This window comes from Streptomyces sp. NBC_01591 (genome assembly GCF_035918155.1).
Classification (GTDB): Bacteria; Actinomycetota; Actinomycetes; order Streptomycetales; family Streptomycetaceae; genus Streptomyces.
Genome location: NZ_CP109328.1, coordinates 549,644 through 575,960, shown reverse-complemented (window position 1 = coordinate 575,960; position 26,317 = coordinate 549,644). Strand labels below are relative to the sequence as shown.

General features: G+C 68.5%; 27 protein-coding genes and 4 pseudogenes. 12 read left to right on the top strand and 19 right to left on the bottom strand.

Annotation, left to right across the window (positions count from 1 at the left end; translation table 11 throughout):
• Positions 1 to 316 precede the first annotated feature (316 nt).
• Positions 317 to 616: pseudogene (locus OG978_RS48625) on the top strand (helix-turn-helix domain-containing protein); the annotation flags it as partial.
• 823 nt (positions 617 to 1,439) lie between these two features.
• Here OG978_RS48625 and OG978_RS43660 read toward each other — a convergent pair.
• On the bottom strand, positions 1,440 to 2,093 hold the full coding sequence (locus tag OG978_RS43660) for a TetR/AcrR family transcriptional regulator (RefSeq protein WP_326770639.1): 654 nt from the start codon (positions 2,091 to 2,093) through the stop codon (positions 1,440 to 1,442).
• A gap of 242 nt (positions 2,094 to 2,335) precedes the next feature.
• Here OG978_RS43660 and OG978_RS43655 point away from each other — a divergent pair, with 242 nt between their 5' ends.
• Both OG978_RS43655 and OG978_RS43650 read left to right on the top strand, forming a co-directional pair.
• Positions 2,336 to 2,956 (top strand): SRPBCC family protein, encoded by a 621-nt coding sequence (locus OG978_RS43655; RefSeq protein ID WP_326770638.1) that lies wholly within the window; start codon positions 2,336 to 2,338, stop codon positions 2,954 to 2,956.
• A 496-nt stretch (positions 2,957 to 3,452) separates the two neighbouring features.
• Entirely contained in the window at positions 3,453 to 3,665 is a 213-nt protein-coding gene (locus OG978_RS43650; RefSeq protein ID WP_326771091.1) for a hypothetical protein, read from the top strand.
• 46 nt (positions 3,666 to 3,711) lie between these two features.
• On the opposite strand, the pseudogene OG978_RS43645 reads toward OG978_RS43650, so the two are convergent.
• The 5 genes and pseudogenes from OG978_RS43645 to OG978_RS43630 all read right to left on the bottom strand — a co-directional run.
• Positions 3,712 to 3,843, bottom strand: a pseudogene (locus OG978_RS43645) (IS5/IS1182 family transposase); the annotation flags it as partial.
• A 66-nt stretch (positions 3,844 to 3,909) separates the two neighbouring features.
• A complete protein-coding gene (locus tag OG978_RS43640; RefSeq protein ID WP_326770637.1) occupies positions 3,910 to 4,788 on the bottom strand; it encodes a hypothetical protein in 879 nt (292 codons plus the stop codon).
• Positions 4,789 to 4,951: 163 nt separating this feature from the next.
• Positions 4,952 to 5,053 carry an endonuclease domain-containing protein gene (locus tag OG978_RS48620; protein WP_442817883.1) on the bottom strand — a complete coding sequence of 34 codons (102 nt, stop codon included), beginning with the start codon at positions 5,051 to 5,053 and terminating at the stop codon, positions 4,952 to 4,954.
• A gap of 38 nt (positions 5,054 to 5,091) precedes the next feature.
• Positions 5,092 to 5,378 (bottom strand): annotated as a pseudogene (locus OG978_RS43635) (helix-turn-helix domain-containing protein); the annotation flags it as partial.
• 105 nt (positions 5,379 to 5,483) lie between these two features.
• Entirely contained in the window at positions 5,484 to 7,088 is a 1,605-nt protein-coding gene (locus tag OG978_RS43630; RefSeq protein ID WP_326771060.1) for a CocE/NonD family hydrolase, read from the bottom strand.
• A gap of 180 nt (positions 7,089 to 7,268) precedes the next feature.
• Here OG978_RS43630 and OG978_RS43625 point away from each other — a divergent pair, with 180 nt between their 5' ends.
• The 4 genes from OG978_RS43625 to OG978_RS43610 all read left to right on the top strand — a co-directional run bounded on the left by OG978_RS43625 (position 7,269) and on the right by OG978_RS43610 (position 10,476).
• A complete protein-coding gene (locus OG978_RS43625) occupies positions 7,269 to 7,985 on the top strand; it encodes a TetR/AcrR family transcriptional regulator (RefSeq protein ID WP_326771059.1) in 717 nt (238 codons plus the stop codon).
• A gap of 461 nt (positions 7,986 to 8,446) precedes the next feature.
• Complete coding sequence (locus OG978_RS43620; protein ID WP_326770636.1) at positions 8,447 to 9,310, top strand: alpha/beta hydrolase; 864 nt, start codon at positions 8,447 to 8,449, stop codon at positions 9,308 to 9,310.
• 285 nt (positions 9,311 to 9,595) lie between these two features.
• A complete protein-coding gene (locus OG978_RS43615; RefSeq protein WP_326770635.1) occupies positions 9,596 to 10,297 on the top strand; it encodes an MFS transporter in 702 nt (233 codons plus the stop codon).
• Positions 10,294 to 10,476 carry a hypothetical protein gene (locus OG978_RS43610; RefSeq protein ID WP_326770634.1) on the top strand — a complete coding sequence of 61 codons (183 nt, stop codon included), beginning with the start codon at positions 10,294 to 10,296 and terminating at the stop codon, positions 10,474 to 10,476. Before OG978_RS43615 ends, OG978_RS43610 begins: the two co-directional genes overlap by 4 nt.
• 24 nt (positions 10,477 to 10,500) lie before the next feature.
• On the opposite strand, the gene OG978_RS43605 is transcribed toward OG978_RS43610, so the two are convergent.
• Entirely contained in the window at positions 10,501 to 10,872 is a 372-nt protein-coding gene (locus OG978_RS43605) for a winged helix-turn-helix transcriptional regulator (RefSeq protein ID WP_326770633.1), read from the bottom strand.
• Between the two features lie 77 nt (positions 10,873 to 10,949).
• Between OG978_RS43605 and OG978_RS43600 the strand changes: the two genes are divergently transcribed.
• Genes OG978_RS43600 through OG978_RS43590 form a run of 3 tightly spaced genes read left to right on the top strand, consistent with a single transcriptional unit; the run spans position 10,950 to position 12,306 of the window.
• A complete protein-coding gene (locus tag OG978_RS43600; protein ID WP_326770632.1) occupies positions 10,950 to 11,360 on the top strand; it encodes a RidA family protein in 411 nt (136 codons plus the stop codon).
• A complete protein-coding gene (locus OG978_RS43595) occupies positions 11,357 to 11,761 on the top strand; it encodes a DUF6233 domain-containing protein (RefSeq protein ID WP_326771058.1) in 405 nt (134 codons plus the stop codon). The genes OG978_RS43600 and OG978_RS43595 overlap by 4 nt, the downstream gene beginning before the upstream one ends.
• A 23-nt stretch (positions 11,762 to 11,784) precedes the next feature.
• Positions 11,785 to 12,306, top strand: coding sequence for a hypothetical protein (locus OG978_RS43590; protein ID WP_326770631.1), 522 nt, complete (start codon positions 11,785 to 11,787; stop codon positions 12,304 to 12,306).
• A gap of 553 nt (positions 12,307 to 12,859) precedes the next feature.
• On the opposite strand, the gene OG978_RS43580 is transcribed toward OG978_RS43590, so the two are convergent.
• The 4 genes from OG978_RS43580 to OG978_RS43565 form a co-directional block, all read right to left on the bottom strand.
• Positions 12,860 to 13,234, bottom strand: a complete 375-nt coding sequence (locus tag OG978_RS43580; RefSeq protein WP_326770630.1) for a hypothetical protein — start codon at positions 13,232 to 13,234, stop codon at positions 12,860 to 12,862.
• 57 nt (positions 13,235 to 13,291) lie between these two features.
• On the bottom strand, positions 13,292 to 14,242 hold the full coding sequence (locus OG978_RS43575; protein WP_326770629.1) for an SDR family NAD(P)-dependent oxidoreductase: 951 nt from the start codon (positions 14,240 to 14,242) through the stop codon (positions 13,292 to 13,294).
• Between the two features lie 961 nt (positions 14,243 to 15,203).
• A complete protein-coding gene (locus OG978_RS43570) occupies positions 15,204 to 15,872 on the bottom strand; it encodes a DUF4232 domain-containing protein (RefSeq protein WP_326770628.1) in 669 nt (222 codons plus the stop codon).
• Between the two features lie 686 nt (positions 15,873 to 16,558).
• Positions 16,559 to 17,017 carry a hypothetical protein gene (locus OG978_RS43565; RefSeq protein ID WP_326770627.1) on the bottom strand — a complete coding sequence of 153 codons (459 nt, stop codon included), beginning with the start codon at positions 17,015 to 17,017 and terminating at the stop codon, positions 16,559 to 16,561.
• Between the two features lie 265 nt (positions 17,018 to 17,282).
• On the opposite strand from OG978_RS43565, the pseudogene OG978_RS43560 reads away from it, so the two are divergent.
• Positions 17,283 to 17,871: pseudogene (locus OG978_RS43560) on the top strand (ABC transporter permease); the annotation flags it as partial.
• A 93-nt stretch (positions 17,872 to 17,964) separates the two neighbouring features.
• Here the strand turns inward: OG978_RS43560 and OG978_RS43555 are convergent.
• The 3 genes from OG978_RS43555 to OG978_RS43545 all read right to left on the bottom strand — a co-directional run bounded on the left by OG978_RS43555 (position 17,965) and on the right by OG978_RS43545 (position 20,113).
• Positions 17,965 to 18,627, bottom strand: coding sequence for a lysophospholipid acyltransferase family protein (locus OG978_RS43555; protein WP_326770626.1), 663 nt, complete (start codon positions 18,625 to 18,627; stop codon positions 17,965 to 17,967).
• 648 nt (positions 18,628 to 19,275) lie between these two features.
• Positions 19,276 to 19,824 (bottom strand): GNAT family N-acetyltransferase, encoded by a 549-nt coding sequence (locus tag OG978_RS43550; RefSeq protein ID WP_326770625.1) that lies wholly within the window; start codon positions 19,822 to 19,824, stop codon positions 19,276 to 19,278.
• Positions 19,825 to 19,948: 124 nt separating this feature from the next.
• The gene (locus OG978_RS43545) at positions 19,949 to 20,113 is read right to left on the bottom strand and encodes a hypothetical protein (protein WP_326770624.1); all 165 of its coding nucleotides are present in this window, start codon (positions 20,111 to 20,113) and stop codon (positions 19,949 to 19,951) included.
• Between the two features lie 298 nt (positions 20,114 to 20,411).
• Between OG978_RS43545 and OG978_RS43540 the strand changes: the two genes are divergently transcribed.
• A complete protein-coding gene (locus OG978_RS43540) occupies positions 20,412 to 20,873 on the top strand; it encodes a LysR substrate-binding domain-containing protein (protein ID WP_326770623.1) in 462 nt (153 codons plus the stop codon).
• 102 nt (positions 20,874 to 20,975) lie between these two features.
• Here OG978_RS43540 and OG978_RS43535 read toward each other — a convergent pair whose 3' ends face one another.
• The 5 genes from OG978_RS43535 to OG978_RS43515 all read right to left on the bottom strand — a co-directional run bounded on the left by OG978_RS43535 (position 20,976) and on the right by OG978_RS43515 (position 26,252).
• The gene (locus OG978_RS43535) at positions 20,976 to 22,262 is read right to left on the bottom strand and encodes an MFS transporter (protein WP_326770622.1); all 1,287 of its coding nucleotides are present in this window, start codon (positions 22,260 to 22,262) and stop codon (positions 20,976 to 20,978) included.
• 55 nt (positions 22,263 to 22,317) lie between these two features.
• Complete coding sequence (locus OG978_RS43530) at positions 22,318 to 23,448, bottom strand: hypothetical protein (RefSeq protein ID WP_326770621.1); 1,131 nt, start codon at positions 23,446 to 23,448, stop codon at positions 22,318 to 22,320.
• Positions 23,449 to 23,493: 45 nt separating this feature from the next.
• Entirely contained in the window at positions 23,494 to 24,669 is a 1,176-nt protein-coding gene (locus OG978_RS43525; RefSeq protein WP_326770620.1) for a peptidogalycan biosysnthesis protein, read from the bottom strand.
• A gap of 75 nt (positions 24,670 to 24,744) precedes the next feature.
• Positions 24,745 to 25,569: an HAD family hydrolase gene (locus OG978_RS43520; RefSeq protein WP_326770619.1), complete on the bottom strand. Its 825-nt coding sequence runs from the start codon at positions 25,567 to 25,569 to the stop codon at positions 24,745 to 24,747.
• A complete protein-coding gene (locus OG978_RS43515; protein WP_326770618.1) occupies positions 25,566 to 26,252 on the bottom strand; it encodes a hypothetical protein in 687 nt (228 codons plus the stop codon). The genes OG978_RS43520 and OG978_RS43515 overlap by 4 nt, the downstream gene beginning before the upstream one ends.
• Positions 26,253 to 26,317: the final 65 nt, after the last annotated feature.

Here is a 26,317-nt window from a genome sequence, read left to right as displayed (position 1 = left end):
TCACAGAAGATCCTGCAGAATGCAACACGGTCAACGATCTGCGTCGCAAACGGAGCCTCGGATAGCGACCTGCTCAATCGCCACACGAGGTATCCGCACACGACCTCTGCGGACACAAGGCACACTGCCCTGACCCACCTCGGCGAGCAGGGGGCGTCGCTGCTGATGCTGATGGCCAAGTCGCGGCACAAGAAGACGGAGAACGGCCGCCGGTACTTCAACGCCCTCACCGGCGGCCGTCGCCGAGCTACTGAGTTTGAACTCGTGCTGTCGCATTCGGCTGACCGGGCCCTGTGCTGTGCGGTATCACCGTTGGATGCGGTATCCACAAGGGGGCGGACTGACCGCTGAGCGTCGGGAGTTCCGGGAGCGGGTTACGGCTGGAGGCCGCTGAGCGGTTCGAGCGGGGTGAGACGAGCGCGGTGATCGCCAAGGAGTTGCGGGTCAGCCTCCAGTCTGTGCAGCGGTGGCGCCGGACTTGGGCGGAGGGCGGCTCGCGGGCTCTGAACTCGGGTGGCCCGGCGTCGCTGCCTCGGCTGAGTGACGAGCAGTTCGCTCAGCTGGAGCGGGAGCTCACCAAGGGCCCGGCCGCGCGCATGGCTGGGAGGACCGGCGCTGAACCTTGGGCCGGATCAAGACTGGTGAAGGTGTGGGGCCGGCGACGGCCGCGGTGGCGGTGGCGGTGGCCGGGGCGACGGTCAACGCGAGCCCGGCGAGAGCCGAAACAGCCGTGAGGAACGCGGTACGGCGCAGATGACGAGTCATGCCGATCGTGCTCCGGGTCTGATCAGCGAAGAATCGTTGCTGCCCGGCAGGTGTCACCCGCGCAGGTGGGAAGTCGTACCGGGGGCCGCAGTGGAGCGTCGTGACAGTGCGTCGGGTCCGGTCCCCCGCTCACAGACTTTGCGCAGCCGGTACCGGGCCGGGCTCGTCGTTCGTGGGTCGCGCACGGGCTCCGGGGCGCCTCGGCGTGGTGGGCCGGGCGCGCAAGAACGTTCTCGCCCCTTCACATCCTCTGATCTGACGATCCCTTCGAAAGGTGCCACTGCGGACATGCAGAACTGGAACTCTGACCGGATGACCTCGCGCCCCGACCATCCCTGTGTGCTGCCCAGCATTGTGTCGTGGCTTCACGATGTGCACTGCAGGCGAAAGTCCAAGGTGGAGAATCCTCACGTTGCCAGAATGATGAGGGAGTTCTTTTCTCCACGGCCGGATCCGCTCGGGCGAGTATGAGCAGTCGGTCCTCAGCCCGCTGCTCGGTGCCGGACTCGACGTCCCGGCCTGACCGCCTTGGCGAGCGTCGCGGGCGCCGCGACCAGCACTGTGCGCGGTTGCCCACGCGGCCGCAGGCCGCCCTGCAGGTTCGGCAGAGGGGATGCGTACCGGCCGAGCACGTTGATGCGGTGCCTGACTTATGGGGCAGGGGCCTGGTGGCGTCAAGCCCGCTGCGTGAGCAGGTCATCGAGTTCGGCTGCGAAGAGCAGGGCTGGGTCGAGGCCCATTCCCGTGAAGTGACCGGCGAGTTCCAGGGACAGGACGCCGTGCAGCCGGGTCCAGAAGGTCAGGGCCCGGTGAAGGGCCGCGGGCGGGGCTGCGTGGCCGTCGGCCCAGTCCCGGTGTTCTTCCAGGTGGGCGCCGAACGGTGTCGCAGGGCCGTCCGGAGTGAGGGCCGCACAGGCGTCGAGCAGGGTGGCCATGATCTGGGAGGAGATCCTGGTGGTGTCCTCGGGGGCGTGGTAGCCCGGCACGGGGGTGCCGTAGATGAGGAAGTAGCGCTGGGGGTCCTCCAGGGCCCAGTCGCGCAGGGCGTGCGCCAGCCCGGTCACGTCGGCGCCGGCGGCGAAGGCCGTGCGGAAGGTGTCGGCGAGACTTTGGTACGCGTCCCGGATGAGCTCGGTGATCAGCTCATCGCGGCCGGCGAAGTAGCGGTAAAGCGCGGGGCCGCTCACGCCCATCTGTTTGGCGACCGCGTTGAGGGACAGCGCGGGCACTCCTGCCGCGGCGATCTGTTCCCAGGCGTGCTCCTTGATCTCCGAACGGACCTGGGCGCGGTACCGCGCCCGCGGGGTCTTCGGATCCGGTTCCCCCACGGCCCGCCACCTTCCCTGTTCTCTCTGCTACATCTTCAAGGTTTCGTTAGAAGCTATCACGCAGGCCTTGACCTTCCATCACATCGCTAGTTATAACCTCTAACGAACATACAAGCTTCTAGCTCTTTCGGGGTGCGCCGCGCGGCCGTCCCGCTCGCCGCCCGTCCGACGACAAACATCCGCCCGACAGTCAGGGCGCACTCAACAGACAGCTCCGCTCGGCAACCGACAAGAGGAACACCATGCCCGGCATCCGCACCGTCCTGTTCACCGTCCCGCTCGCCCTCGCCGTCCTCGGCACCGCTGCCGCACCCGCCGGAGCCGCCCACCACCACCCCGGCACGTCCCTCACCTGCCACGGGGAAGGTGTCGATCCCGACGCGCGTGTTCGCCACAGGACCGAGACCTTGATCCACGCGCCGTTGCGCACCATCTGGAAACTGCAGACGGACGTGACGCGCTGGCCGTCCTGGCAGGCCTCCGTCAAGACTGCCGAACGCCTCGATCACGGCCCCTTCCGGAAGGGCTCGGCGTTCCGGTGGATGACCCCGATACCCCCCAACCCCGCGACACCGGCGACCGAGCTGGAGATCACCTCGACCGTCGAGCAGCTCAGGCCCAACTCCTGCATCCGCTGGACCGGCCCCGCGATCGGCGAGGGGCTGCGCATCGACGGTGTCCATGTATGGAACTTCACCGCGGTCGAGGGCGGCGTCCGCGTGAGCACCGAGGAAACCCACACCGGTGCCCAGGTCGACGCGGATGTGCCCACCGCGACGGAGATCCTCCGCCAGGGCCTCGAAGAATGGCTGCACGAACTGAAGACCGCCGCCGAGGCCCGCGCCGACGACCGGCGGAACTGAATGGGCGAAGGATCGCAGACCTCCCTGGGTCCATGCCCCAGGGAGGTCTGCCAGGTTTCACTCCGCCGCGAGGAAACCCTCGACCCCCGCGGCGGCTTCACAAGGCCGACATCGGCAGCCCCCATACCTGCCATCACACCGGCCGACGCCGGGCCGCTACACCCCAGCTCAAGGTGGGCGACGCCAGCCCGACCAGACTCAAGGGCCGCATCCTCAACCCCAACGAGGACTGACCTCAGCCTCGGACTCAGCCCCGCCGGTGGCACCGGTCATGCAGCCCGGAACCACCGGCGGGGCACCAGGCCACATCGAGCGGGCACTTCGCCCGGAAGCCGCCTCGGGGCCGAGCGATCACATGAGGCCCCAGCCCTCCACGGGAACAGAGAACAGGAGACCCCGCTCCGGCTCCTGCCCCGCGACGACCTCACCATCCCGGCCCGTGACTCATCGCACCGCCGCCGGAGGCCACCCCCACCGTCGCTAAAGGAATGTTGGAGTGCCCAGCAGGGTGTCAGCGTGGCAGCGGCCCATCCGGAAGCCATGGATGCCGGGGCCGTCCGGCAGCCGCAACTACGCCACTACCGGCCAGCCGCAATGGGTGGCGACCATGCTCGGCTATGACGTGTGGGAGCCGATCGCGCGTCCGGCGCTGCTGGTCGACCTCGGCGAGATGGCCCGCCGCAGGAGCTGCGCTTCGGTTCTGGCATGACGTGCCGGCGGCGGCTTGACTCATGGAACGAAGCCGGCATCTGGGACAGCGTCTCATCAGGCGTGTCCTGCGTCCCGCCGCCCTGCGGACGCACCCTCGACGGCGGGATCAGCGGCTTCGCGATCTCCCGCAGCCTGTCCGGAACAATCCAACTCCAAGTGCCCCGCTCCGTGGACAGCACAACGCGCGATCGCTATATGGGACACCATCTTGCTCATCCATGAATTCCTGATGCTGCGCCGGTTCAGCCGGTCTGGGTGTAGTGCTGCAGATAGAGGAAGATCGACTTCCAGCCCGATCCCACGTTGACGATGTGCAGTTGACCGCCCGACGGACCGAAGTCCCAGGCGGCGATCCCCTGAACCTCATCTCCGGACTCGACGTCCTGATGGAACTCGTAGGCAACCCGACCGGAACTGATGTCGATCGAGTGAACCGACTTCGCCGAGTCGTCCACGGAGGCATAGAGCTTGCCCTGCCACATCGCGGCGCCCTGGATCCTACTCAGGGGCTGTGACAGCGTCACGGTCCTCACCACAGGAAGCGTCGAACCGGCCGGAAGATTCAGCAGGTCTTTCAGGCTATAGGCGACTAGTTTGTTCGTGCCCTGCGCGGCATCCTGATCCCAGGGCGAGGTGTAGACCAGTCCCGCAGCAGCGTCCACCGCGACCCACGGCACCCCGCCCGGCATCTGCGCAAGGGGCAGTTGCACATAGCGACCCGTGTAGCTCAGGTCACTCGCGTTGTACAGCGCCAGCAGCGGATGCTGGTAGCCACTGTCACCATCCTCGATCGGCGCGATCACATAGCCGCCGTAGTACTCCACGTCCCCTATGTGATCGCTGCCGTACGTCCCGCTCAGCTCCCAGGGAATCGGGGCCACCGATGATGCGACCTCCGAGTCGTTTGCGACGGCGGCCTTCACCATCCCGCCGGGCCCGGCATAGTAGAAATACGTCCCGTCCGTCGCCACACCCTGCCCGCGCTCCAGCGCATTGAGCCCTGTCCACCGCTGATAGTCCGCCGTCCGTGTCCAGGTCGCGGCCATGGCGGGAGACGCCGCACTCCCGATGAGTGTCGCGGCCGCGATTGCCGCGACCGCCGAGACCCTGCCCAGCTTCATCTGATTCCACCCTCCCTTTGTTCTGCAATGCGGAACGTCGCTTTTTCGGGGGCGAGTGGATTACAGCAGCGGCGGACGACCACCGTCAATGAGCCCTGGATGAACGCCGGTTCAGCTACGAGGCGGGGCAACGACTCGATGACTGCCCGGTGGCAGTGGCTCCTCAGTAGCCCCGGAGGTAGTCGGCTATCCGTTCAAACTTGTCTGGGTCATCGCCGAGGTACCCGATCACAGAGTTGCACCGCCGGTGAAGGATGCCTCTCATGCAATCCCCGCAGGATGTCTTCCAGGGCTTGCAGAAAATCAACACGCTGGTTTGATCTCCGTTCCGTCGTCAGTTGTGGCGAGGAATGCGGCCACGTCAGCGGGGGTTCGGAATCTGGCCGTTGAGGGTGGGATGGTGCGGCTGCGTTCGGCGAGGGCGGTTGAACCTGGTGGATTGCCCTGGTGAGGGTGCTGCCGTTGACGCCGAAGAGCTGGGCAAGCAGGCCTCGGGGCCCGAGTTTGCGCAGGTAGAGCACGGTGGTCAGGACTCTGTCGGCCGTGGTCAGTTTGTCTTTGGCGCCTGCTCCGGGAGCACGGACCTGGTCGAGGTGATGGTCGGTGTCGCCGGGGCGCGCGAGCAGTTGGTCGTCGAGGAGCGAGCCGGGCCGGACGGCCCGGCTCGTCAGTCCGTTCTCCGGAGAGCAGAGGAATTACGTGAGCCCAGAGCTAAAGGGGAGCATCAGTGCCGAGTCCGTGTGGACCGTGATGCGCACTGGTGTGGAGATGGTGGCGTCCACCGGCGAGTCCCCGGTGCCAGGATTGCGGGCGTAGCGCGGATGGGCGCCTCCGCTGATCTGCCAGCGTATGCGGTGACCCGCGGCAAAGCGATGGGCGGTGGAGCTCATCGGCACGCTGACCTGCGAGGGCGCATGTCCAGTCGTTCGAAGCCGGCCCAGCCCGTCACAGACGTTGACTGAGCGTCCTTGTGCGTCCACGTCGCACAAGCGGGTGAAGACATCGGCGTACCCGGTGTCCGTGGAGATACTCAGCCGTGCGGAGACCTGGCCCAGGATGTCCACGGGTTCGGTCAACGGTGGGCCGGTGAACGTCAGGACATCGTCTCGGGCCTCCAGGCTGCTGTTGTCGCGAGGGCCGGCGGTGCGGGAGAGCAGCGGGCCGCCGATGGAAGGGGTGGGGTCGGCCGGGTCGTAGCGGAACGTCGTCAGTGGGGCGGAGTCCGTGGGGGCCTGCTGGGTGAGGTGCCCGCCCGAGGCGGGATACCACGAGGTGGCAGCGCAGGCCGGCGGCCAGTTGTCGAGGTCCCGCCAGGCGTTTTCGCCGCCGATGTGCACGCGCACCCCTGTGGGGCGCAGGCCGGATGGGTCGGCGTACAGGTGGGCGCGCAGCCAGGCGAGGCTTTCGGCGAACACCTCTGGCCATCCCCGCTGCAGGGCCGAGGTGTGGGTCCAGGGGCCGACGAGCAGGGCGGTCTCGCATCCGGCCTGACGCAGCCGGTCGTACTGCTCGAAGGTCTGGTCGACCAGCGCGTCATGCCATCCGGTGATCAGAGCCGTGGGCACGCTGAGCCGCTCTGCTGGCTCCGCCAGCGACGCGCCGCGCCAGTACGTGTCCTTGGGGTCAGGGTGCGTCATGACGTCGTCCAGCCAGGGCACTTCGCTCCCGAGGGCGGACACGTACGCCCCGCGCAAGGGCTGCGCGGTGGAGACGTCGCGCAGGCGGCGCTGAAGGCGCAGCGTCGCCCTCAAGAACGGCCCCATGCCCTGGTGCTGGTACGTCATGCCCATACCGACGGCGAGGGCGTTCTCCAGGCGTAGCGCACCGTCCGCGTGGAACAGGGCGTAGGGATCGTGCAGGCCCACCTGCACCACCATTGCCTTCAGTTCCGGCGGCGGGTCCAGGGCAAGGGCCCATTGCACGTAACCCAGGTAACTGGGGCCGACGGTCCCCAGTGTTCCGTTGAACCAGGGCTGCTCACGCAGCCACGACACCGTGGCCTGCCCGTCGGCGACCTCGTTGCGCCACAGGTCGAACGCGCCTCCCGAACCGCCGGTGCCGCGGCAGCTCTGCAGGACCACGTGAAAGCCCTGTTCTGCGAAGAGCAGGCCGTACTGGGGAGACCATGGCAGGCCGCGGCCATAAGGAGAGCGGACCAAGAGGGTCGGGAAGTCGCCCTCCGTACGCGGGAAGTAGTGGTCCGTGACTAACGGGCTTCCGTCGGCGGCCGGCACCACCAGCCCCGGTTCCCACCCGACCTCGTGCCGTTTCGCCGGCAGGCCTCGCCAGGTCGCCCTCATCATCCGTGAGGACAGCGGTGCCTTTCCGGCAGGTGGCACCCATACCGGTCCGGCTACGGCGTCGGGCGTGCGTGATGGCATCGTTCCCCTCCTCTATTCCGTACGATGTACGAGAATAGAGGATGCTTGGATGACCTTCGCAAGAGCCGCCTCAACAACCAGGGGAAGGAGCGCGAGACCGTGTCCCGTGACGGGGGGTCGGGCGCCGCAGGCGTCGACCCCGAACAGCTCTGGCTGCGTCCCACCGGGCCCCGCAGGGGCCGCAGGCCCTCCTTCAGCCGGGAGGAGATCATCGTGGCAGCCGTCACGCTGGCGGACGCCGAAGGGCTCGAAGCGGTCACCATGCGGCGGGTGGCTGCCCAGGTCGGAGCCGGTGCCATGTCGCTCTACAGCTACGCCCCCGACAAGGAGACACTGCTGGAACTGATGGTCGACCACGTCAGCGGCGAACTCACGGTCACGGACCCACCCAGTGGTGACTGGCGTACCGATCTGAAGACCATCGCCCACCTGCAGCGCGCCCACATGCTGCGGCACCCCTGGCTGCCCGCCGCCTTGTCCACCCGTCGCGTTCCGGGCCCCAACACGCTGGCCTTTCTGGAACATGCTCTCGCCGCCCTGCAGCCCACCGGGCTGGACGGTGCAGCGAAGCTGGAGGTCTTCGCCCAGCTCACCGCATTCGTGGCCGGACACGTCGCTCACGAGATCGTGCAGGCCGCAGCCTCACAATCCCCGGACCAGGTCGCAGCCGAGGCCCGCTACCTCGCCGCTGTCGCCGCCGACGGCCGACACCCGGAACTCGCCGAAGCCCTCTCCGCCCCCGGACGCCCACTCACCGCCGAAGCCACCTTCGCCCGCTTCCTGGGCCGCCTGGTTGACGGTCTCGACGCCGACTGATGCCACGCACCTGTGGATGCGCCCCGTCCGCGGCACCTCGGAGAGACAAGCCGTCGACCTTTCCAAGGCCCCGGCTACGGCGAAGGCTGCCACCAGCCCGGTTGAGGGCGGCTGACCGGCTACGTGCGGAGTTGAGGCCTGCGTGGGCAGCGCGCGGATCACAGCATGGCGGCCGGCGCCTGCTGGCGCAGGTGACTGTTCTTCTCGGGACACCATCTGGCCCGTGACGATGGGTGCCGCCTGGTCCAGCTCGCCAAACCTGCCGAATCCTCCCGTCGGTTCGGCCCGGGGCACCCAAGGGCCGTCACATCCGCTATGGTCGTCATCATGTGTTCCGTCATCCACAACTGGCAGGCCACCCGCACCCGGTCGACACTCTGACCGTGGTGTCGGCCGTTGTCGGCACCAGGGCCCCACGTCCACCGTTCGCCGTACGCCTCAGGATGACGAGGATCTTCACCATGCGCGCAACCTCGCGCCCCACTTTCGTATTCGTTCACGGCAGCTCCAGCAACGCTCGGGCCTGGAGCCCGTTGCAGAACGAGCTGGCCCTGCTCGGGCACTGCTCGCACGCCGTTGACCTGCCCGGCCACGGCGACCGTGCCGACGGCCCTGCCGCCTACTACCGGCAACCCCAGGACGTCGCGGCACTGGCCGCCGCCCCCTCTCCGCTGCGCGGCGTCACGTTGCAGGACAACGTGCGGCATGTGGTGAACACCCTGCGTCGGCTCGCCGAATGGGGTCCGGTCGTCCTGGTCGGCAACAGTCTCGGCGGTCTGACGATCAGTGCCGTCGCCAACACCGCACCGGAACTGCTCGACCGCGTGGTCTACCTCTCCGCGCTCTGCCTCAGCGACCCGGCCATGCTCACCGAGCCGTGGGACGTGGTCGACGACAGCCTGCTGGACGCCGTGGCGGCGCGGATAACCGTGCCGGACGTGCGCGATCCCGGTGTGGCCCGGCTGAACTGGCGCAGTGCTCACGCCGATCCGGCACTGTTCGCCGAGTTGAAGGCCGCCATCATGGCCGACTCCACCGACCACCAGTTCCGGCTGCTGCTGGACTCCATGGACCCGGACGAGAACCACTCGGTGCTGGAGCCGGCGGCGTTGGTCCGGGCCGACGGATGGGGACGCGTCCAGCACACCTACGTCCGTCTCTCCGCGGACCGCAGCATCACCCCGGCCGTCCAGGACTACATGATCCGCAAAGCAGACGCGCTGACCCCGCACAACCCCTTCGATGTGCACACGCTGGCCACCTCGCACGTCGGCTACTTCAGCCGGCCGCAGCTCTTCGCGGAGCTGTTGACCGGTCTCGTCTGAGGCATTCCCGGTGCCCCGGGCGGCCCGCCGCCGGCCTTGGCGCCAGGGACGCCCGGGGAGATACCGACAGCTGCGCCTGCTGGCAGTGTTGCCGAACAACGCCGCATCGGCCTTGACCAGTTGGGAATGCGCTGGTAGGCGGCTATCGGCACGTACGGCAAGTCGTGTCACACCTTCAGGTGGGCAGTGGGTCTGGCGCCGTCGGGCAGCGGTCTGGTGCCTACGTGGCCGTGGACACCGCGGTGGGGCATTCGCTCCAGCGCACCCGGGTGCCGACTGTCGCCCATGCGCGACGTGGCGTCGTTCGGATGGTTCTCCAGCCTCGAAGTGGCGACGGTCGTGTCCCTCGACCACGGACAGTTCGTCGAGCTCAAACAGGGCCGCGTACTGGCGCTGCTGGCAGTCACCTCACTCGCTTTCCTCGGCACCTACACCCTCTACACCTACATCAGCCCGGCCCTGCGGGATGCCACCGACGGCAACGAATCGCTCCTGACCCTGATCCTGCTGGCCTGGGGAGTCGGCATCCTGGCCGGGAACATCACCGCCGGGCGCCTGGTCGACCGCCACGATTCCGCGCGCGTCCTCACCGGCGCCCTCACCCTCGCAACTCTCGCCCTGGTGCTGACCCCGTTGGCGACCCGAGCCCTCGCCTCCACCCTGGTCTGGGCTGTGGTCTGGGGTGCGACCGTCGGCGTCATCGTTGTCCCCCAGCAGCACCGGCTCATCTCCCTCAGCCCCGCCGCCGCGCCGGTCCTGCTCGGCCTCAACTCCTCCGCGCTCTACATCGGGATCGCCCTCAGCGGCGGATTCGGCGGGCTGGCGCAGAAGTGGCTCGGGCTTGCCCCGGCCGAACTAGGACCGGTAGCTGCCGGCATCACCGCCCTGACCCTCCTCTGGCACCTGGGAACCACGCGCCGCCCCACTGCGCCCGCCCCCACAACACCGGAACCAACTTCGGCTGACTCAGAGAAATCCGAGGCATGACCCGTCATCCCGCGTCACCGCGTGCACAGCCCCGCGACACCACCGCCAGTGTCAACCAGCCCGACCAAGTGTCACCTACCCGCGGGCTCGGCGTCACGCCGGACGAGGTGACCGCCGCATACACGCCGGAGCTGCGGGCCGCCACCACCGACGGACTCAACCAGGCTCTTCGCTCCTGAGCCGAGTTTGCTGCGGCGTTGGACTCAGCGGCTTGATTCTTCCCGCGTGTCGAAGGCTTCACGGGCGCGTGTGATAGCGGGCATGTTCTCCGAGGCCCACGCCAGCAACACGTCGATGGGAGGCCGCAGAGTCTTGCCGAGTGGCGTGATCCGATACCTGATCGCCACCGGGCGGGTGGAGACGACCTCGCGCTCGATCACGCCGTTTCGCTCGAGTCGCCGAAGTGTCGCGGTCAGCGACTTCTGCGTGACCTGCGGGATGGCTCGGCGCAACTCGTTGAAACGGCATGGGCGTTCGCACAGTTCGCCTAGAACACTGAGCGACCACTTGTCGAGGACCTGGTCGAGCAGTTCGCGATGCGGAGGGCCGATGAGGAATTCGTCCTCGGTATCCATGGAGAAACCTGGTCTCGTTGAAGTGTCCTTCTTCCACTAAGTATCTTACGGATACCTAGATCAGAGGGAGAACACTGATGACTGTCCAGCACTTCACGCCGGAAGGCATGCTGCAACCGGCTCCGTATCACCACGTGGCCGTCGGCACCGGCGCGACACACATCCACGTCAGCGGGCAGGTCGCACGCCGGGCCGATGGGACTCCGGTCGCACCCGGCGACCTGGCCGGGCAGGTCGCCCAGGCACTGCGCAACACCTACGTCGGGCTGGCGGGCGCGGGCGCGTCGTTCGCAGACGTGCTGCGCCTGACGTTCTACGTGACCCGATGGAGCCCGGAGAAGATCGGCGACTTCATGGCCGGTGTGGAGGACGTCGCCGACGAGATCGGGCTCCAGCTCCCCATGCCGCCGGCCTCCCTGATCGGTGTCGAGTACCTCTTCGAGCCGGATGTGCTCGTAGAAGTCGAAGCAACTGCGCTGCTCGGCTGACTCTTGAGGCGTGTCTTCCAGCCTCGTCTCCATGCGATCGCCACCGCGGGCGCCGAGGCCGGGTAGCCGGAGATCAGCAATGGTCTCCAGCTACCCGACCACAGTGGGGTGCTCGGCGCGCCATTCGCATCCGCGAGGTCAAGGAGCAGCAGGAGGCTCGCGCAAGGGAGCGGGCGCGGGCCGACCAGTCGTGGAAGACCCAGCCGCAACGGTCGGGCAAGACGGCGCTGCTGCACCGTGGCAGGTGCGGCCTGTACAGCGCGCAGCTCGGATTCCTGAACCGGGAGGACGCGCTCATCGCCCTGGCCGAGCCGGACATCGAGCCGTGCGAGGTGTGCCGGCCCGAGACGGGACTGGTGCAGGCGCCGGTCAGGCCGAAGATCACTGACGGAGTTGAGTAGCGGCGAGACCTACGATGACCACCATGGAACCAGTGTCCGCCCTCGTCCACCTGGACAGCCCCTTCATCAACTTCCGAGACTTCGACTTCGGAGAGGGCTCCCATGGCTACCGCTGGGTCAACGCCAAGCGATTCCAGCTATCGTCCGAGGCGCTGGACGACCGAGACGTGCTGGCCGCCTTGATCGCACATCCTCAGTTTCGGGACACGTACGACGGAGCCGGCGTTCAGGACTGGCCACGGCACGGTCAGTGGTGGCTAGCCCGCATCACCCCTGACGCCTACGAGACCGTCGATGCCGCGAAGGCCATCGACGTCATCGGCTCCTGGGCCAACCAGCATGGAGACGTCCCAGAATCACTCGCATCTCGCCTGCGTCAGGAGATCGACGCCCCGATCCGCAAAGCAACCAGCAGCTACCTGCTCGGACAGCTTCCCGACGATGCGGTCCACGACTACGGCCCTATTCACATCGACTACCACGAACTCGTCCTCATCGACCGCGCGGCAGGGACACTCACTCTCCTGGTTGCAGCTGACGACTGACGCGCCGCAATCGGCGCCACCGGCGCTTGAAGAGGGTATTCGAACAGTTCCAATACCCGACTCCACCATCAGCGGTCTTCCAGGACGACCTCATGCGGACCTACCGCGGGCTTCCTCGACCGGCGCCGGGCTGATCGACCGCAGGACGAGTACCGCGAGCCCACCGAGCAGGAGTGGCACGGCTTCCAGCAGCACTTCGAGCTCCGCAAGGTGTCACAGGGCACCTGTGGGCGGCCCTACAGAACCCTCTGCCAGCACGAACACGCCTGCTTCTCTGAAGTTACTGCCGAGCCGTACTCGTGGCCACGGTGTGGATGGCGACTCGAAGCGGTGTCGCCGCATTCCCAAGTAGCGCCCGGGTGATTGCGATCGCCTGGATGATGCTCATACCGCGCTCGGCCAGGAAGGTCTGGACAGCCTCCGTCCTGTCACTCTCAAGGACTGGTCGGGACTGCTGGACCAGCGCGGCCTGGCGTGCGGCCTCCTCGGGGCGTAGTCCGATGGCGTGGTCAAACATGACCTCTCGTTCCCGTGCTGAATCAATGGGGTGTACTCACGTGTCGTCAGAACTGACCGCTGCACTCAGGACTTTCACGGCGTCATCGTATTGACGGCGGTCGAACTGGAACGGGCCGAACCCCGAGTAGTCGCGTGTCGTGCGGTGGGGCTGTTCGAAGGAGTTCCAAGTCACGTGGTCAGGAGTCACGGTGATATCGGCCATCAGCGGCCAGCACCCCCACTCGCCGCATTCACAGCCGAGCACGGGCGTCTTCGGCCCCATCGCACCGGTGGATCGTCCGTGGAAATGGTCTTTCATCGGGCCGTCCGGGTCGAAGACGTCCGCGACCGCCTGTGCGACCCGGCAGCTGCCCGCGACATCCTCGACCTCGACGGCTTCCACCCACGCGTCCAGGCCGTCCTGCTGCACACCTCAGGTGACCAGGGACTGCTCGACAACCTGTTGGCCAACGCGCGCGTGCCTGAGCTATCCGGAGATGGTGCTGAGGTCGGCGCCGGTCAGATCGCAGCTTGCGTCCCACAACCGTGCCGCGGTGGAGGGGTCGGCGAGGTGGTTCCACACCGGTTCACGTCGGGGCTCGCCGCGCAGGCCGAAGACGCGCGGTCCCCACAGCTGGCCTCCACGCCCGGCCGGGTCGAGCACCGCTCGGACTGCGGACCATGCGCCGGCGTGCTTGCCCTGAATGAGGAGGGCCGCAGGTGCCGCGCTCAGCCGTGCGCCGGTGGTTCGCACGTGGACCGGTGGCCGTGACGGGGTGAGGGAGTCCAGCGCGCCGCCGGGATGGACCACCACGCTCGCTACCGTGCTGCCGGCAGCACGCAGGCGGCGGTCGAGTTCGACGCCGAAGTACATCTGTGCCAACTTGGAGCGTCCGTAGGTGCGCTTGGGCCGGTAGTCCTTCCGGGACTGCAGGTCGTCCAGGTCGAGCCGTTCGGACTTTGCCGCGAAGCTGCCCATGGTCACGACGCGGGCCGCCGGCGCAGCCGACAGTAGCGGCATCAGCCACTGGGTCAAGGCGAAGTGCCCGAGATGGTTCGTGCCGAACATGAGCTCGTGACCGTCCCCGGTCTCCTTGCGCGGCGGGTCGTCAAGCGCGACGCCAGCGTTGTGGATTACCGCGTCGAGGCGTTCCACCTCCAGTGATTCCACTGCTGTTTCGAGCGACGAGAGGTCGGCGAGGTCCAGCCGTACAGCCCGCACCCGTGCGCCGGGGACACGCGCACGTATCGAGGCCGTGGCGGCTTCGGCCTTGGTGGGATTCCGGCTGCCGAGTACGACGGTGGCTCCGGTTGCCGACAACTGCTCCGCGGTGAAGTACCCGATGCCGGCGTTACCGCCGGTGACCAGGAAGACTCGGCCATCGGCACCGGGCAGTCGTCGGACATTCCAGCGCGGGGTTGAGGATGTGGACGACATGGCGACGGGGGTTCCTTGCTGTTGAAGGCGGCTGCGGCTGCTGCCTTTGGGTAACTCGACAACCCCACGGTTCCAGCGGCCACCGACACATCGCCTATGGATCACCGACAGTCCCGCCGGACGGCCGACATCCCGCGGACGCGGCGTTGGCTCATCGCCGCACCGCGCCGCTGAGCGTCGCGTTGGCCAACCGGAGCGCGCAATTGCCAACTGGGACGCTCAGGCACAACAAGCCCTCACCCTTGATCGTTTCCTTGGTCCGGAGAAGGTCCAGCGGACTCGTCAGTCGGTCAGCCCCCTGATCCCGGCCGTGCTGGGCGTTCGATGTGCTTCTTTAGCAGGCTTATGGCCAGCTCGTGGTCGTAGCTGAGGGCAATGTCCAAAGGAGTTCGACCATCGGGATCGGCGAGTTGCGGGTCAGCTCCGTACGCCAAGAGAACCGCAGTCGTGTGAACGGTCAGAGGCTCTCCGCTCTGCAGTGCTCCGTCACCACCCGCCCGGGTGATGACCACGGGCCCGACGACGCCGGCATGGACCCGGCGCACTACGCCAGGTGGTCGTTGTAAGCCGGCTGCGGGCGCCCTTTCTGTTGGGCGAGCCCGCTCAGAGGCCCGGGCTGTCGTCGGCGGGAGGCCAGGGTGGGGATAGGGATCTCGCGCTGCGTGTTCGTGCCCTCCGTGTTCACGCTCACACGGAGTGTTCCCGGGGCGGTGGGACTGCTGGATGGTGAGGCCGACGGGCGATTGAACTGGGGTTGCCGAGCGGACTTGGGACGGCTCACGGGGCCGGGGCTGAGCCCAGTGGTGGCATCGGCTTCGAGGTGAAATCACCACCGGGGGGCGGCCCCACATGAGGGCAGACGGCCCTGTCATCCGCTTCGGCTGGAGCGGGCTTTGCATTACGCGCTGGCGGGTGCTCGGGCAGCGGCACGGTGCGGCCTGAGCACCCTGGAACGTGCGGGTCAGCCGCCCTGACCGGCGCTCCCCATCGGGCCGACCTTCACCTGGGAGCCGGAGCCGTCCGTGACGGGCAGCGTGTCGGCGCCCGGCCAGTCGAGGGTGACCGACTTCGTCTCGTCCGGCGGGGTCACCACCAGACCCGTGATACGGACGCCGGAGCCGCCCGACGTGTTGATCGGGTAGTTGATGCCGAAGTACACCGACTTCCCGTCCTTGAGGGTCATCGGGGTGGCCTTCTCACCAGTGCGCTCCGCGGACAGCGACCCCGAGCTGGTCTTCAGGTCGACGCCCGCGTACCCGGAGAGCACGCAGTCCCGGCCGCCGCCGTTCTTCAGCTCCACCGCAACGGTCCCATCGGTGTCGCCGTCGATGGTGCTGTCCATCGCCGTGATCTCCAGCTCGTCGGTGCGGCACTTGCCGACCTTGCCGTTCTCGTTGGAACCGGTCCCGGCGGCCGTGCCCTGCCCGCCGGAGGCCTTACCGGCGGAGTCCTTCCCGGCGGAGTCCTTCGCATCGCCCTGATCCGAACCGCCCGAGCCCGAACCGCCGCTCGCGGAAGACGCGGACGACGGGGCGCTCTGTCCCATGTCTTCGTCACCGTTCTGGCAGGCCGTGAGCGAGAGACCCGCGACAACGGCCAGGGCGGCGAAGGTCAGCTTGTGAACGCGCATCGTTTCTTCCTCAGTATCGGTGGGGGGTGCCGCTGCTCGGTACGAGCGAGCGTTTCTGATCACCAAGACCTGCCCGGCCCGGCGGCCCGTTCCACCCAACCGCCCCCTAATACATCCCTGTTACACGCACAGCCAGGCACAACGCGCACCACGACCGGGCACACCCCGCCCGCACCGCCCCTCCCGCACCCCTGCCGTACCCCCTCCCCCGCCGCCGTCCGGCGCGGGAAACGGGGCCCGAACACAGTGCGCCACACCACTCCGGGGCACGCCACCGATGGGTCGGGACGGCGGTTCCCGCCACCGTTCCGCACCTGTTCGCGGCCGCCGCCCACTGGCACAGATCCGTAACCCGGCGAATCTTGACCACAACCGGTGACAAGCCCACCGGGCGAAGCGCCAACCCGGCACACTTCCGCCCCTCCTTCGCGTGCTCGGGCAGTCCGGCGAGCGTCCTCGCGGCCTGCGGGGCCAGGCGCACCGCCCACGGCCCACCGGTCACCGGCGGGCGCCGAGAACGTCGTCCGAGTCGACGAAGCCGGTCTCGTCGCGGCCGGAGTCCATGCAGGCGTTGACGGCCGGGGCTCGCGGCAAGGACGCCATCGACACGGTGTTCCTCCGAGACGTACCCACGTGGGAGACCGGTAGGTGGAGATACCGGCGATCATTCCTGCGAGTCGGGGCTCTCAGTCGTCGGCGATCTGCAGGGCCAGCGTGAAGTGTTCACCGTTCGTCCCGGCGAGCAGGCTGTCGAACAGCGGGGTGAGCCCGTTCACGGCACCGCAGCCGACGTCGTGGTTGGTCCACCAGCTGGCCTCCGGTCCGAGCAGGGACACCACCCGGCCCGCCGCGCGCTCGGCGGCCTCGGCGGGCAGGTGCCGGTGGCTCGGCCAGACCAGGTCGACAGCCGCGACCCGCGCCAGGAACGAGGCGGCGCCGTGCGTTTCCACCGGTTCCAGAGCGGCACAGATTTCCGGAACGGACGGCGGGGTGTATCCGGGCAGGAAGCGCCGCCAGGGCTCGTTCTCTGCGACCGCGGCCAGCAGCCCACGGATCCGGGCCGCCAGCTCCGGCAAGTCGGGTTCCGGCTCGGTGAACCGCCCGGCCTCCACGTACACCCGCATCGGCGTGGACAGCTCTGCCATGCCCACTTCCAGCTCGGCCAAGCTCCCCGAAGACGCCACAGCGGGATTCTGCCGTATGCCCCCGCCCGCTCCTCGACCCGCTGTGACTGGGAAGGTTCGCCGGGTCGCCCGGGCCTCGTCGTTGGTCGCCATGCACCGGACTGTACGCACGGTCCTGCTGTCGGTACGTGCGGCAGCGGCCGGCGACGCGGTCCTCTCCCCCGGCGTGACCGGCGCCGTCATCCGGCGGATGCTGCAGGGCGGCACCCCCGTCGTGGCCGGCGGCGTCATCGGCGACCTCGGCGACGTCCTGCCGTACGCCGTGGGCGGCAAGTACGACAGCGTCCTCGTGAAGGCCGAACCCGGCGAGGCCGCGGGCCTCGAACGCGGGATCCGCTCTGCGCTCGGCAACAGCCCGCTGCTGAAGGTGCAGAGCCAGGAACAGCTCACCAAGGAGAGCTTCGGCGAGATCGACCTGATGCTCGACATGATGTACGGGCTGCTCGGCATGGCCGTCATCATCGGGGTCCTCGGCGTGATCAACACCCTCGCCATGTCGGTGTACGAGCGTACCCACGAGATCGGCATGCTCCGCGCCATCGGCCTGGACCGCACGGGCATCCGCCGGATGGTCCGCCTGGAGTCGGTCGTCATCTCCCTGTTCGGCGCGATCCTCGGTATTGGCACCGGCGTCTTCCTCGCCTGGACCGGCGGCAGCCTCACAGTCTCGGGCCTGCCCCACTACACGACAGCTGCCCTGGCCACGCCTGGCCCTGTTCCTCGCCCTGGCCCTGCTCATCGGCGTCCTCGCCGCGATCTGGCCGGCCAGGCTGGCGGCTCGCCTGAACATGCTGCGGGCGATCAACGCGCAGTGAAGCGCGCCCCGTTCACCGGTACGCCCAGGTCCGCCGAACCCGGCCGGACCTGGGCGTTCCCGTGCGGCGCGAGTGGCCTGCGGGCGATGGGGACTACGCGGCGGGCGCGGCGGGCTCGTGCAGGTGGGCGGCGGCCGTCCGCCATGCGGTGGTCACCGCGGTGCGGGCCCGCGCCGTCCGGACGGTGCGGTCGCCGGTCAGTTCCAGCGGGGCGCCCACGTGGACGTGGAGGTCCGGTCGGCGCAGAGGGGCTGTGACGAGGCCGGCGACCTGCTTGGCGGTGTTGCCCGAGGTGACCCGGCGGGCGCCGGCCTGGCCCACGGGTACGACGGGGGCGCCGGTGCGCTCGGCGAGCCGGGCCAGGCCGCTGCGGAAGATGCCGGGTGCCGCTTCCGCCGCGTCCCTGCGGCGGGGCAGGCCTCCCTCGGCGTAGATGAGGACCAGCCGTCCTTGTTCCAGGGCTTCCGCCGCAGCGTCCAGCGCGGCCGCGGCGCGCCGGTCTCCGCGGATCACGGGGATGTGTCCTTCGCGGGCGAGCGCGCGACCGAGCAGCGGGACGCGCCACAGCCCCGCGGCCGCCATGATGACCGGCTCGGCGCCGAGGCGGTGCAGGGCGGCGACCACGATCGCGGGATCGGCCAAGGACGTGTGGTTCGCGGCGATGATGCTGCCGGGCGCGAACTCGGCACCAGGGGCGGTGGTCACCGACAGGCGGCCGACGGTGGGCACCAGGATGTCGGCGATACGGCTGAGCATGAACGGTCTCCCCGTCTCGACGGTGTCGATCTTCATCGTCGAGGCAAGCGCCGACCTGGGCGTGAGTAGTCGTACTCATCTTCTCGACAGGCTCTCCAGTTCGAATGCCCGGCTTCCGGTGACCACCCCGGGGCCTTGTTCTCCACGCTCGTCCTCCAACAGGCGTGGTCGCTCAGCGTGGTCCGGCTTTCGGCCCCCGAGGAGTGGCTTTCGCACTCGACAGCACTGCTGCACCGCGTGGCGCCGACGATGAAGCCCGATCGCCCTGGCCAAGGGCAGCCCGGCCCGCGGCGGCCGTCACCGCCCCGGCCCCCGATCCCGCGCCCCCGATCCCCCACGCCCGGGGCGGCCTCCGAATGCCCCCCCGAGGCTCACTCCGGCCGCACCACAGCCGTCGTCATCACCTCCGCCGCCGGGGCGGCCGTTCTGGTCACGGCCTTCGCCGCGTTCGCCCTCCCCCGGGCCCGCCGCCGAGGCTGGCGTCCGGGTGGTTCGGCACCGTAGGCAGGGCTCCACGGGAAGCGATCCTCCCGCCGCACCCGGCGCCGCTCCGACGCGATCGGCCCGCCCGGCTCCGGGTGCTCCACCAGGGGTGTCTTCCTCACGCGTCCGGCACCCAGCTCCTGATGAGATTGCTCAATCACGAGCTCAACCGGACGGCGTGACCGAGGACCAGACGCCGAACCACTGCTCGGCGCCGTAGTCCTCGAACCGCTCCACCTCGGTGAACCCCAGCTTTGCCGCGAGGCGCATCGAGCGCTCGTTGGCGGTCTGGGTGCGCAGCACCACCGGCGCGCCGGGAAGCGCGTCGGCGAACCAGTCGAGTGCCGCTGCGCACGCCTCGGCGCCGTACCCGCGTCCCCATGCCTCCGGCAGGAACAGGTAGCCGAGCTCGGCCTCCCCGACATCCGGACGGACGTGCCCCGGACTCTCCGCGTCGTGCCGATCGAGCTTGACCATGCCGATCATCGCTCCGTCGAGATCGATCACGAAAAGGCCAGGCCGCCGTCCGGGTATCTCGGGCACCGCGCGCTCGAGCTCATCACGCGGTTGAGGGCCACCGAGGTAGGTATGCACCTCCGGTGAGGCGAGCAGCTCGATGAACGCCGCACGGTCTCGGGCCTCGGGCTCGCGGAGTACGAGCCGTTCGGCTCTGATCGGAGCAGGTGGCCAGGCAACGGGTCCGAGTTCAGTCATGGGGGGCAACCTATCGCGCACCCGCCGGGCAGGAGCCTCGGACGACCGGCAGCGGCAGCGGCAGCGGCAGCGGCTTCTGACCGTCGGCCCGGATCCAGATGCGGCCAGGCGTATCTGCAGGCCTTCACCTCCTCCGCAAACGCGTCTTGATGTCCTGATCACCAGCCTCAACCGAGCGAGCAGGCAACTGGATGGCGTCACCTTTGGCGGCTGTGGAAAGGTTCTCGCCACGGCCACCAACGAAGAGACCGAGATGAACCACGACGACGCTCTCCAGCAGCTCAGCCACATAGCGCACGAGAGGGCGTTCGGCCGGTATGTCGGGTCCGACCGTCTCATCCAGATGGGGTTGGACGCGCTCATGGCCGGGGTTGAGAGCCCTTCGCTCGCCATGCTCGCCGGCCTCTTGCGAAGCGAAGAACCGGAGCCCCAGCTCTCTTCGACCAGGTCCTGGAGGAGCTCGGACTCCTCTTCCAACCGCCGGCCGACCCTCGGGCCGCGAAGTGGGCCATGGCCTACTGGATTGCCGGTCAGATCGTGGACGGATCTCTCGATCCCGCTACCGGCACCCGCTGCACGAGGACGACTTGACCCGCGGACCGACGCTCCTCGCCGAGGACAGGGTGCTGGCAGTCGCCGCCGGGCATCCCTTGGCCGGACGGGACACGGTGACGCTTGAGGACCTGACCGGTGTGCCGTTGCTGACGATCGCGGGAGACATTCCGGAGTACTGGCTGGAGCATCGGTTGCCGACGAGCACCCCCAGCGGCAGGCCGATCGAGCAGGGCCCGTCCGTCACCGACTTCCAGGAGGCACTGACACTCGTCGCGGGCGGCAATGGGGCTTTGCCGGCAGGGGCGCACGTCGCCCTGCACCACGGCCGACCCGGTATCTCCTACGTCCCGGTGGAGGGGGACAAGCCCCTCGGACACGGCCTGATGTGGCGGTCCGACGGCGGCAACCGGGCGATAGAACTCTTCGGTCGCACAGCACGCGAGATCGCACGGGACATGGCTCCGGCCGATCCGAGGAGAGCGGTACCCAATTGATCGCTCTGGGGCGTCGGCCCCGGGTGATGAAGCCCTCGGCCGAACCGGCCTCCCCGTCGACCGGCTGACGAGGGCAGTGAACAGAGCCCCCTGAGGGACTGATCAGGCCTTCGAGGTCCGTTGTTGGGGCGTCTGGCCGAGGACCTTCGACTCCTCCATCGTCCGCGCGCGCCGCAGGGGCGAGAACATGAGCCAGAACGAGACCAGCAGGTACGAAATGCCGATGATCCACAGGGCGTTGCCCGGTGTGGCGGCGTCTGCCAGCACGCCGCCGAGCATCGCGCCGACGGGGAGCGTACCCAGGGCCACCAAACGGTAACTCGCGGTGACCGCTCCGAGCTGGTGCTCCACCGGGATCGACTGCCGCAGACTCACCGCGAAGACGTTGAAGAGGGCCACTCCGAAGCCGTTCACCACGAAGGCCACTCCGGCCAGCACCGCGACGTACACGTCCAGGCGGGCGAACGCGGGGACCAGCAGGAAGCCGACGGCCGCCAGGACGGCTCCCGAGGCGAGCACGAGACCCACCGTCCAGCGCGCCGCGATCCGGGTGGCGGTGAGCGAGCCGACCAGCGCCCCTACGCTGCCGACGCCGATGATGACGCCGACCGTCGTCCCGGACATGCCCAGCTCCCGTACCGCGAACACCATGAAGACGGTCAGGAACGCCTGCTCATGCATGTTCGACAGGCCCGCCTGGACGCAGAGGTCCCGGATCGGGCGCAGCGACCATGTGTAGCGCAGCCCGCTGCCGATCGTCTTGAGCGCGGACTGGCGGGGGACGCCGGGGGCCTCGACTCCTTTCAGCAGCAGGCCGCTGACCATGGCGCCGCAGAAGAGCGCGGTGGTCACGCTCAGCGCGAGGGAGAGGCCCAGTTGGCTGACCAGCGCTCCGGCGGCGGCGGGACCGGCGAGCTGGCTGACCGAGTACGTCGCCTGGTGCAGCCCGTTCGCCGGGGCGATCGCTTCGGTCGGTACGACCTTGGGGATCGTGGACTGGTAGGCGACTTCGTAGAAAACGGTGGCCGTGCCGATGACGGCCGCGACCACCAGGATCTGCGTGAGGGTGACCCCTCCCATGGCCTGGAAGAGGCCCAGGGCGCCGAGGGCAGCTCCGCGTACGAGGCTGCTCAGGGCCAGTGTGCGGCGCGGCGGATGGCGGTCGACCACGACGCCGGCGAAGAGGGAGAACAGCACGATCGGAATGAACTGCACCGCGGAGATGGCGCCGACGGCGGTTGCACTCGTCTGAAGCATGGTGACGGCGACGAGCGGGAGCAGAAAGTTGGTCAGCTGGGTGGCGAAATGGGCTGTGGTCTCCCCCAGCCAGATCTGCCGGAAGTTCTTGTTGTCGGCCAACAAGCCCCGGAGTTCTTTGTCGAACAACACTGCACAGCTCCCTGTAGCAAGGCCGAATCCGGAAACGTAACGCCGTGTGCCGCTGTTACGACGGCCGGAGGGCGGCCTCCATGTCCCACTCCCCGGCGTCCATTCCGGCGCCCGCCTCCTCGCGCACACTGTCCATCAGCGCCAGGTCGGCCCGGAGGTCGCGGTCCACTTTCACGCCCCGGGTGAGCGGAAGGTCCACCGCGCAGGACCAGATGGGATGCAGCGAAGCGCCTCTGCGCACCTTGGCCTCAAGGGAGGCAAGCCCGACATGGAGCGTCTTCAGACCTTCCTGCTCCATGTATTTCACCGGCCCGTAGAAAACGGCGTTGAAGTATTCGTTGGCCTTTCCGGTGCGGTCGTAGTCGAACCCCGCCACGCGGAAATAGAGTGAATCCCGCCATACGAAGGAGACGTTTCCTCCCAGGAGCCGGCCGGACTCGTCCACGCAGCGGAACACCACACTGTCGGCGTCGAGAGCGCGGGCCTGCTCGGAGAGGAAGGTACGGATCTCACCGAGATCCAGTCCGGCGCCGTAGCGGTCCATCGTCTGCCCGATCAGCGGGGCCAGTTCGTCGACGGACTGAGACAGCGGACCGGTCTCCAGCCGGAGTCCGGCTTTCTCGAAGCGCCGCATTTCCTTGTCGCGGTTGAGAACGTTGCGGCCGAGCATTTTCCGGTACGACGCGAAGGTGCCGCCCTCGTTGTGCACCACGGCTTCCGCGGTACGCAACTGGGCGCGTGCCGGGAAGAGTCCGGTGACGGTCCGCAGGCTGTCCGTCGTCAGGCAGTCGAACAGCAGGGTGTCGTAGCCTCGCCCGGCCGCGTACTCGGCGGTGAATTCCAGCAGCTCGGCGACGAGTTGGCGCCGGTCCTCGGCGGTGCCCGCGGATTCGTCCACGAGGAATTCGTTGTGGTATCCCGTGCGGGTGCCGACCCTGAGCACCTTGCGGCCCGCGGCGACCGCCGGCAGCGGCGGCGCGTTCTCCGGCGGGAACTCGTACGTCGGGACGGCCGCGACGAGGGCGCCGTCGCGCTCCAGGCACAGATACGCGGGAGCCGCGAACTCGGGACGCTGCTGTCCCCTGAGCCAGCCATGGCTCTCGTAGAAGCCGGTGTCCGACACCAGCGCGTCCCACGCCTGCGGGGCGATGTCCTCGATACGGTGCACCACTCTGGCGTCAGACACCGGTGTTCTCCTCCTGCTTCGTCGGTCGTGAGCGGACGGGCACTTTCATCGCAGCCATTCGGAGGTGTCCAGCCCGCCCACGACATGATGGCCGTTCTCGTCGGCGAAAGCGGCGATCTGCAGGTCGTTGCGGTCGCGTACAGTGCCCGCCGACGCCTTCAGAGGGCTGTCCACGCCGACGAAGACGCTGTAGAGGGCCTGGGGCTGGGCTCCGCGCGCCAGCTTCGCCTGGAAGGTGCCGAGACCGAGGTGGATCTCGCGGGTGGGCCGGTCGAAGCCCTGCGTGATCGGGTGGTAGAAGACCAGGTTGAAGTAGTCGGCCAGGTTGGGGGCCGAGTAGTCGAAGCCCGCGACCCGCGCGTAGAGCATGTCCCCACGCCGGTAGCGCAGGGCGAAGCCGACGGCGCGCTCGTCCTCCTCGGCCAGCAGGAGGGTGCTGCTCTCGCCCAGGAAGCGTCCCTGCCTGCCGTACACCGCCCTGGCCCGCTCGACTCCGTAGTCGTGGCCGTGCTTGCGCATCAGTGAGCTGTTGAGCGGCGCCATGATGTCCACCACGTCCGGCAGGGACACCTCACGGATGGTGCGTTTGCTCTCCCGGAAGATGCGGGCCTCTTTGCGGGCGCGCGGGCGACGGCCCGCCGGGAGCCAGGAGACGTAGTCGTCGAAGCCCTGCCACTGTCCGACGGGCAGGGCGGTCTCGACGTCGTGGAAGAGCAGCACCGGGTCGGCGTCGCCGTGTGCGCGCGCGACCTCCAGGGCGTCCTCCCGTGTCAGGTAGAAGTAGCTGAGGACGCTCGCACCGACGGACTCGGCGTGGGCGAGCGCCCGTCCGGTCAGCATGTCGACGGCGGCCGAACTCTCCTTGTCCGGCAGCCCTTCGCGCACGGGCAGCTGTCCGCGGAACTCCGACCAGCCGGCGCCGATGACCAGCGGCCGTTCACTCATGTGCCGCAACCGGTCGGCGTCGACCAGACCGTCGAGGAGCAACGCGGGCGTGTAGAGGACGTGCGGGGGCTGCGCGAAGGAGTACGTCTCCATGCCTGCCGACGCGACGCCGTCCTCGTCCCGGACGATGAAGTACTCGGCCCGCGCCCCTTCCGGCCTTTCTTCGTCCCTCACCCACAGCCATCCGGCGGCGGAGTAGATGGTGGAGCCCTCCGTCAGCGAATCCCATTCCTTGGCGGGGACGTCACCGGGCGACGTATAAGCCGAGATCAGCATCCTTCAATTCCTTGCGTGATGGGGAGGGTGGCATAGAGGCGCGGACGGGCACGGCCGTAGCCGTTCGTTTCACGGTCACCGGAATCTCGTTTCAAGGCAGTGCGCGACACCGTCCTCGTCATGGCCGAGGGTTGTCTCGTCGGCGATGTCCAGCAAAGGGCGGCAGGCGTTCGCCATCGCAACACCGTACCCGGCGGCCTTCAGTAGGGCCAAGTCGTTCTCCCCGTCGCCGAATGCGAGCACGTCCGCTCTGGTCAGCCCCTCTTTCGCCAGTACCCAGTCGAGGGCTGACAACTTGTCAGCGCCCGCGTCCGAGACCTCCAGCAGACCGGGCTGCGAGGACGTCCACTGCAATTCCGGCAGTGCGCGGAGTGCGGCGCCCGGGTCGTCCGGGCCGCCGGTGACCATCAGGCACAGCACGGGCTCGCCGTCCGGCACCCGCTCGGTGTGGACGACGTGCGTACCGGTGCTGGCCAGCAGACCGGGCCAGGCCGGTGACAGGAGCCGGTCGTGCTGACGGTCCGCCGCCCACACAGTGCCCGGCCCCAGGGCGCGCAGGGCCGCGATGGCCGCACGGACCCGCGCCGGGTCCATGGCCCGTACGCGCAGAGTCCGGCCGGTCGCCGCATCGCTGACGACCGCTCCGTTGGAAGAGATGATCGTCGCTTCGACGGCCACCGCCGCGACGGCGGCGCGGGCCGACCAGGCGGGACGTGCGGTGGCATAGACGATGCGGGTCCCGGCCTCCGCCGCTGCCCGCAGGGCGCCGGCTGTGCGGGGGGAAACGCCGCCGTCGGAGCGCAGCAGGGTGCCGTCCAGGTCGGTGACGACGACGGCCGGGCGGCCTTCCTCCCGGTGAGGAGGATGGCCGCCTGCCGTCGCTGTGTGCGCGGTGGTCACTTGGTGACAGCCGCCGGCACGCTGGGCAGCGGCATCCGGTGGGCGATCACGGCCGCGTACCGGTGGTAGTGCCACTGCTCGTATCCGAGGTGGCTCTCGCCGTAGATGCCGAGGTCGGCGTTCTCGAACAGCTCCCAGCCGGGCCTGGAGACGATCTTCTCCATCTCGTCCGTCTTCGGGTAGTAACCGCAGGCGCGCTCCTCGTCGTTGAGCGCGATGAGGTAGTCGCCGAAGAAGATTCCCCCCGGGGCGACCATGCCCATCGCCTGGTCGATCAGGGCCTGCAGGGTGTGGACGCGGTTGGGCGGCATCGACCACAGGCCGCTGCCCATGACGAGCTGGAATCCGCCGTCCGCGGGCAGCGTCATGTAGTCCTGCTCGACCACCGTGCAGCGGTCCTCCAGGCTCTCCGAAGCCAGTCGCTGGCGCAGCCCGGTGACTTCGTGGTGGCCGTCGATGAGGTCGAAGCTGCCGCCGTCGAGGAAGAGGGCGTCCGTCTCGACCGCGACGACCTCCCAGCCGGCCCGCAGCAGCGGCAGTGCGAACTTCCCGTCGGACGCGCCCAGTACGCAGGCGCGGGGGCGGACGTTGACGGCGTAGTCGCCGAGTGGAATGTAGCGGCTGAGCGCGGGAAAGTACGTGAAGAGATTTCCCCAGTAGCTCTTACGGTCCACTTCCAGCATGGGGCTTCCTTTCGGCCGCTTCTCGCGGCCGTTCTCGTGGTGCGTTCGGTCCGTGTGCTGTACGC

Excerpts from the sequence above, each read along its gene's own strand:
- OG978_RS43655 (WP_326770638.1), top strand. The coding sequence starts at position 2,336 with ATGCCCGGCATCCGCACCGTCCTGTTCACCGTCCCGCTCGCCCTCGCC.
- OG978_RS43640 (WP_326770637.1), bottom strand. The coding sequence starts at position 4,788 with ATGAAGCTGGGCAGGGTCTCGGCGGTCGCGGCAATCGCGGCCGCGACA.
- OG978_RS48620 (WP_442817883.1), bottom strand. The coding sequence starts at position 5,053 with ATGAGAGGCATCCTTCACCGGCGGTGCAACTCTGTGATCGGGTACCTC.
- OG978_RS43630 (WP_326771060.1), bottom strand. The coding sequence starts at position 7,088 with ATGAGGGCGACCTGGCGAGGCCTGCCGGCGAAACGGCACGAGGTCGGG.
- OG978_RS43620 (WP_326770636.1), top strand. The coding sequence starts at position 8,447 with ATGCGCGCAACCTCGCGCCCCACTTTCGTATTCGTTCACGGCAGCTCC.
- OG978_RS43615 (WP_326770635.1), top strand. The coding sequence starts at position 9,596 with ATGCGCGACGTGGCGTCGTTCGGATGGTTCTCCAGCCTCGAAGTGGCG.
- OG978_RS43610 (WP_326770634.1), top strand. The coding sequence starts at position 10,294 with ATGACCCGTCATCCCGCGTCACCGCGTGCACAGCCCCGCGACACCACC.
- OG978_RS43605 (WP_326770633.1), bottom strand. The coding sequence starts at position 10,872 with ATGGATACCGAGGACGAATTCCTCATCGGCCCTCCGCATCGCGAACTG.
- OG978_RS43600 (WP_326770632.1), top strand. The coding sequence starts at position 10,950 with ATGACTGTCCAGCACTTCACGCCGGAAGGCATGCTGCAACCGGCTCCG.
- OG978_RS43590 (WP_326770631.1), top strand. The coding sequence starts at position 11,785 with ATGGAACCAGTGTCCGCCCTCGTCCACCTGGACAGCCCCTTCATCAAC.
- OG978_RS43575 (WP_326770629.1), bottom strand. The coding sequence starts at position 14,242 with ATGTCGTCCACATCCTCAACCCCGCGCTGGAATGTCCGACGACTGCCC.
- OG978_RS43570 (WP_326770628.1), bottom strand. The coding sequence starts at position 15,872 with ATGCGCGTTCACAAGCTGACCTTCGCCGCCCTGGCCGTTGTCGCGGGT.
- OG978_RS43565 (WP_326770627.1), bottom strand. The coding sequence starts at position 17,017 with ATGGCAGAGCTGTCCACGCCGATGCGGGTGTACGTGGAGGCCGGGCGG.
- OG978_RS43555 (WP_326770626.1), bottom strand. The coding sequence starts at position 18,627 with ATGCTCAGCCGTATCGCCGACATCCTGGTGCCCACCGTCGGCCGCCTG.
- OG978_RS43550 (WP_326770625.1), bottom strand. The coding sequence starts at position 19,824 with ATGACTGAACTCGGACCCGTTGCCTGGCCACCTGCTCCGATCAGAGCC.
- OG978_RS43525 (WP_326770620.1), bottom strand. The coding sequence starts at position 24,669 with ATGCTGATCTCGGCTTATACGTCGCCCGGTGACGTCCCCGCCAAGGAA.
- OG978_RS43515 (WP_326770618.1), bottom strand. The coding sequence starts at position 26,252 with ATGCTGGAAGTGGACCGTAAGAGCTACTGGGGAAATCTCTTCACGTAC.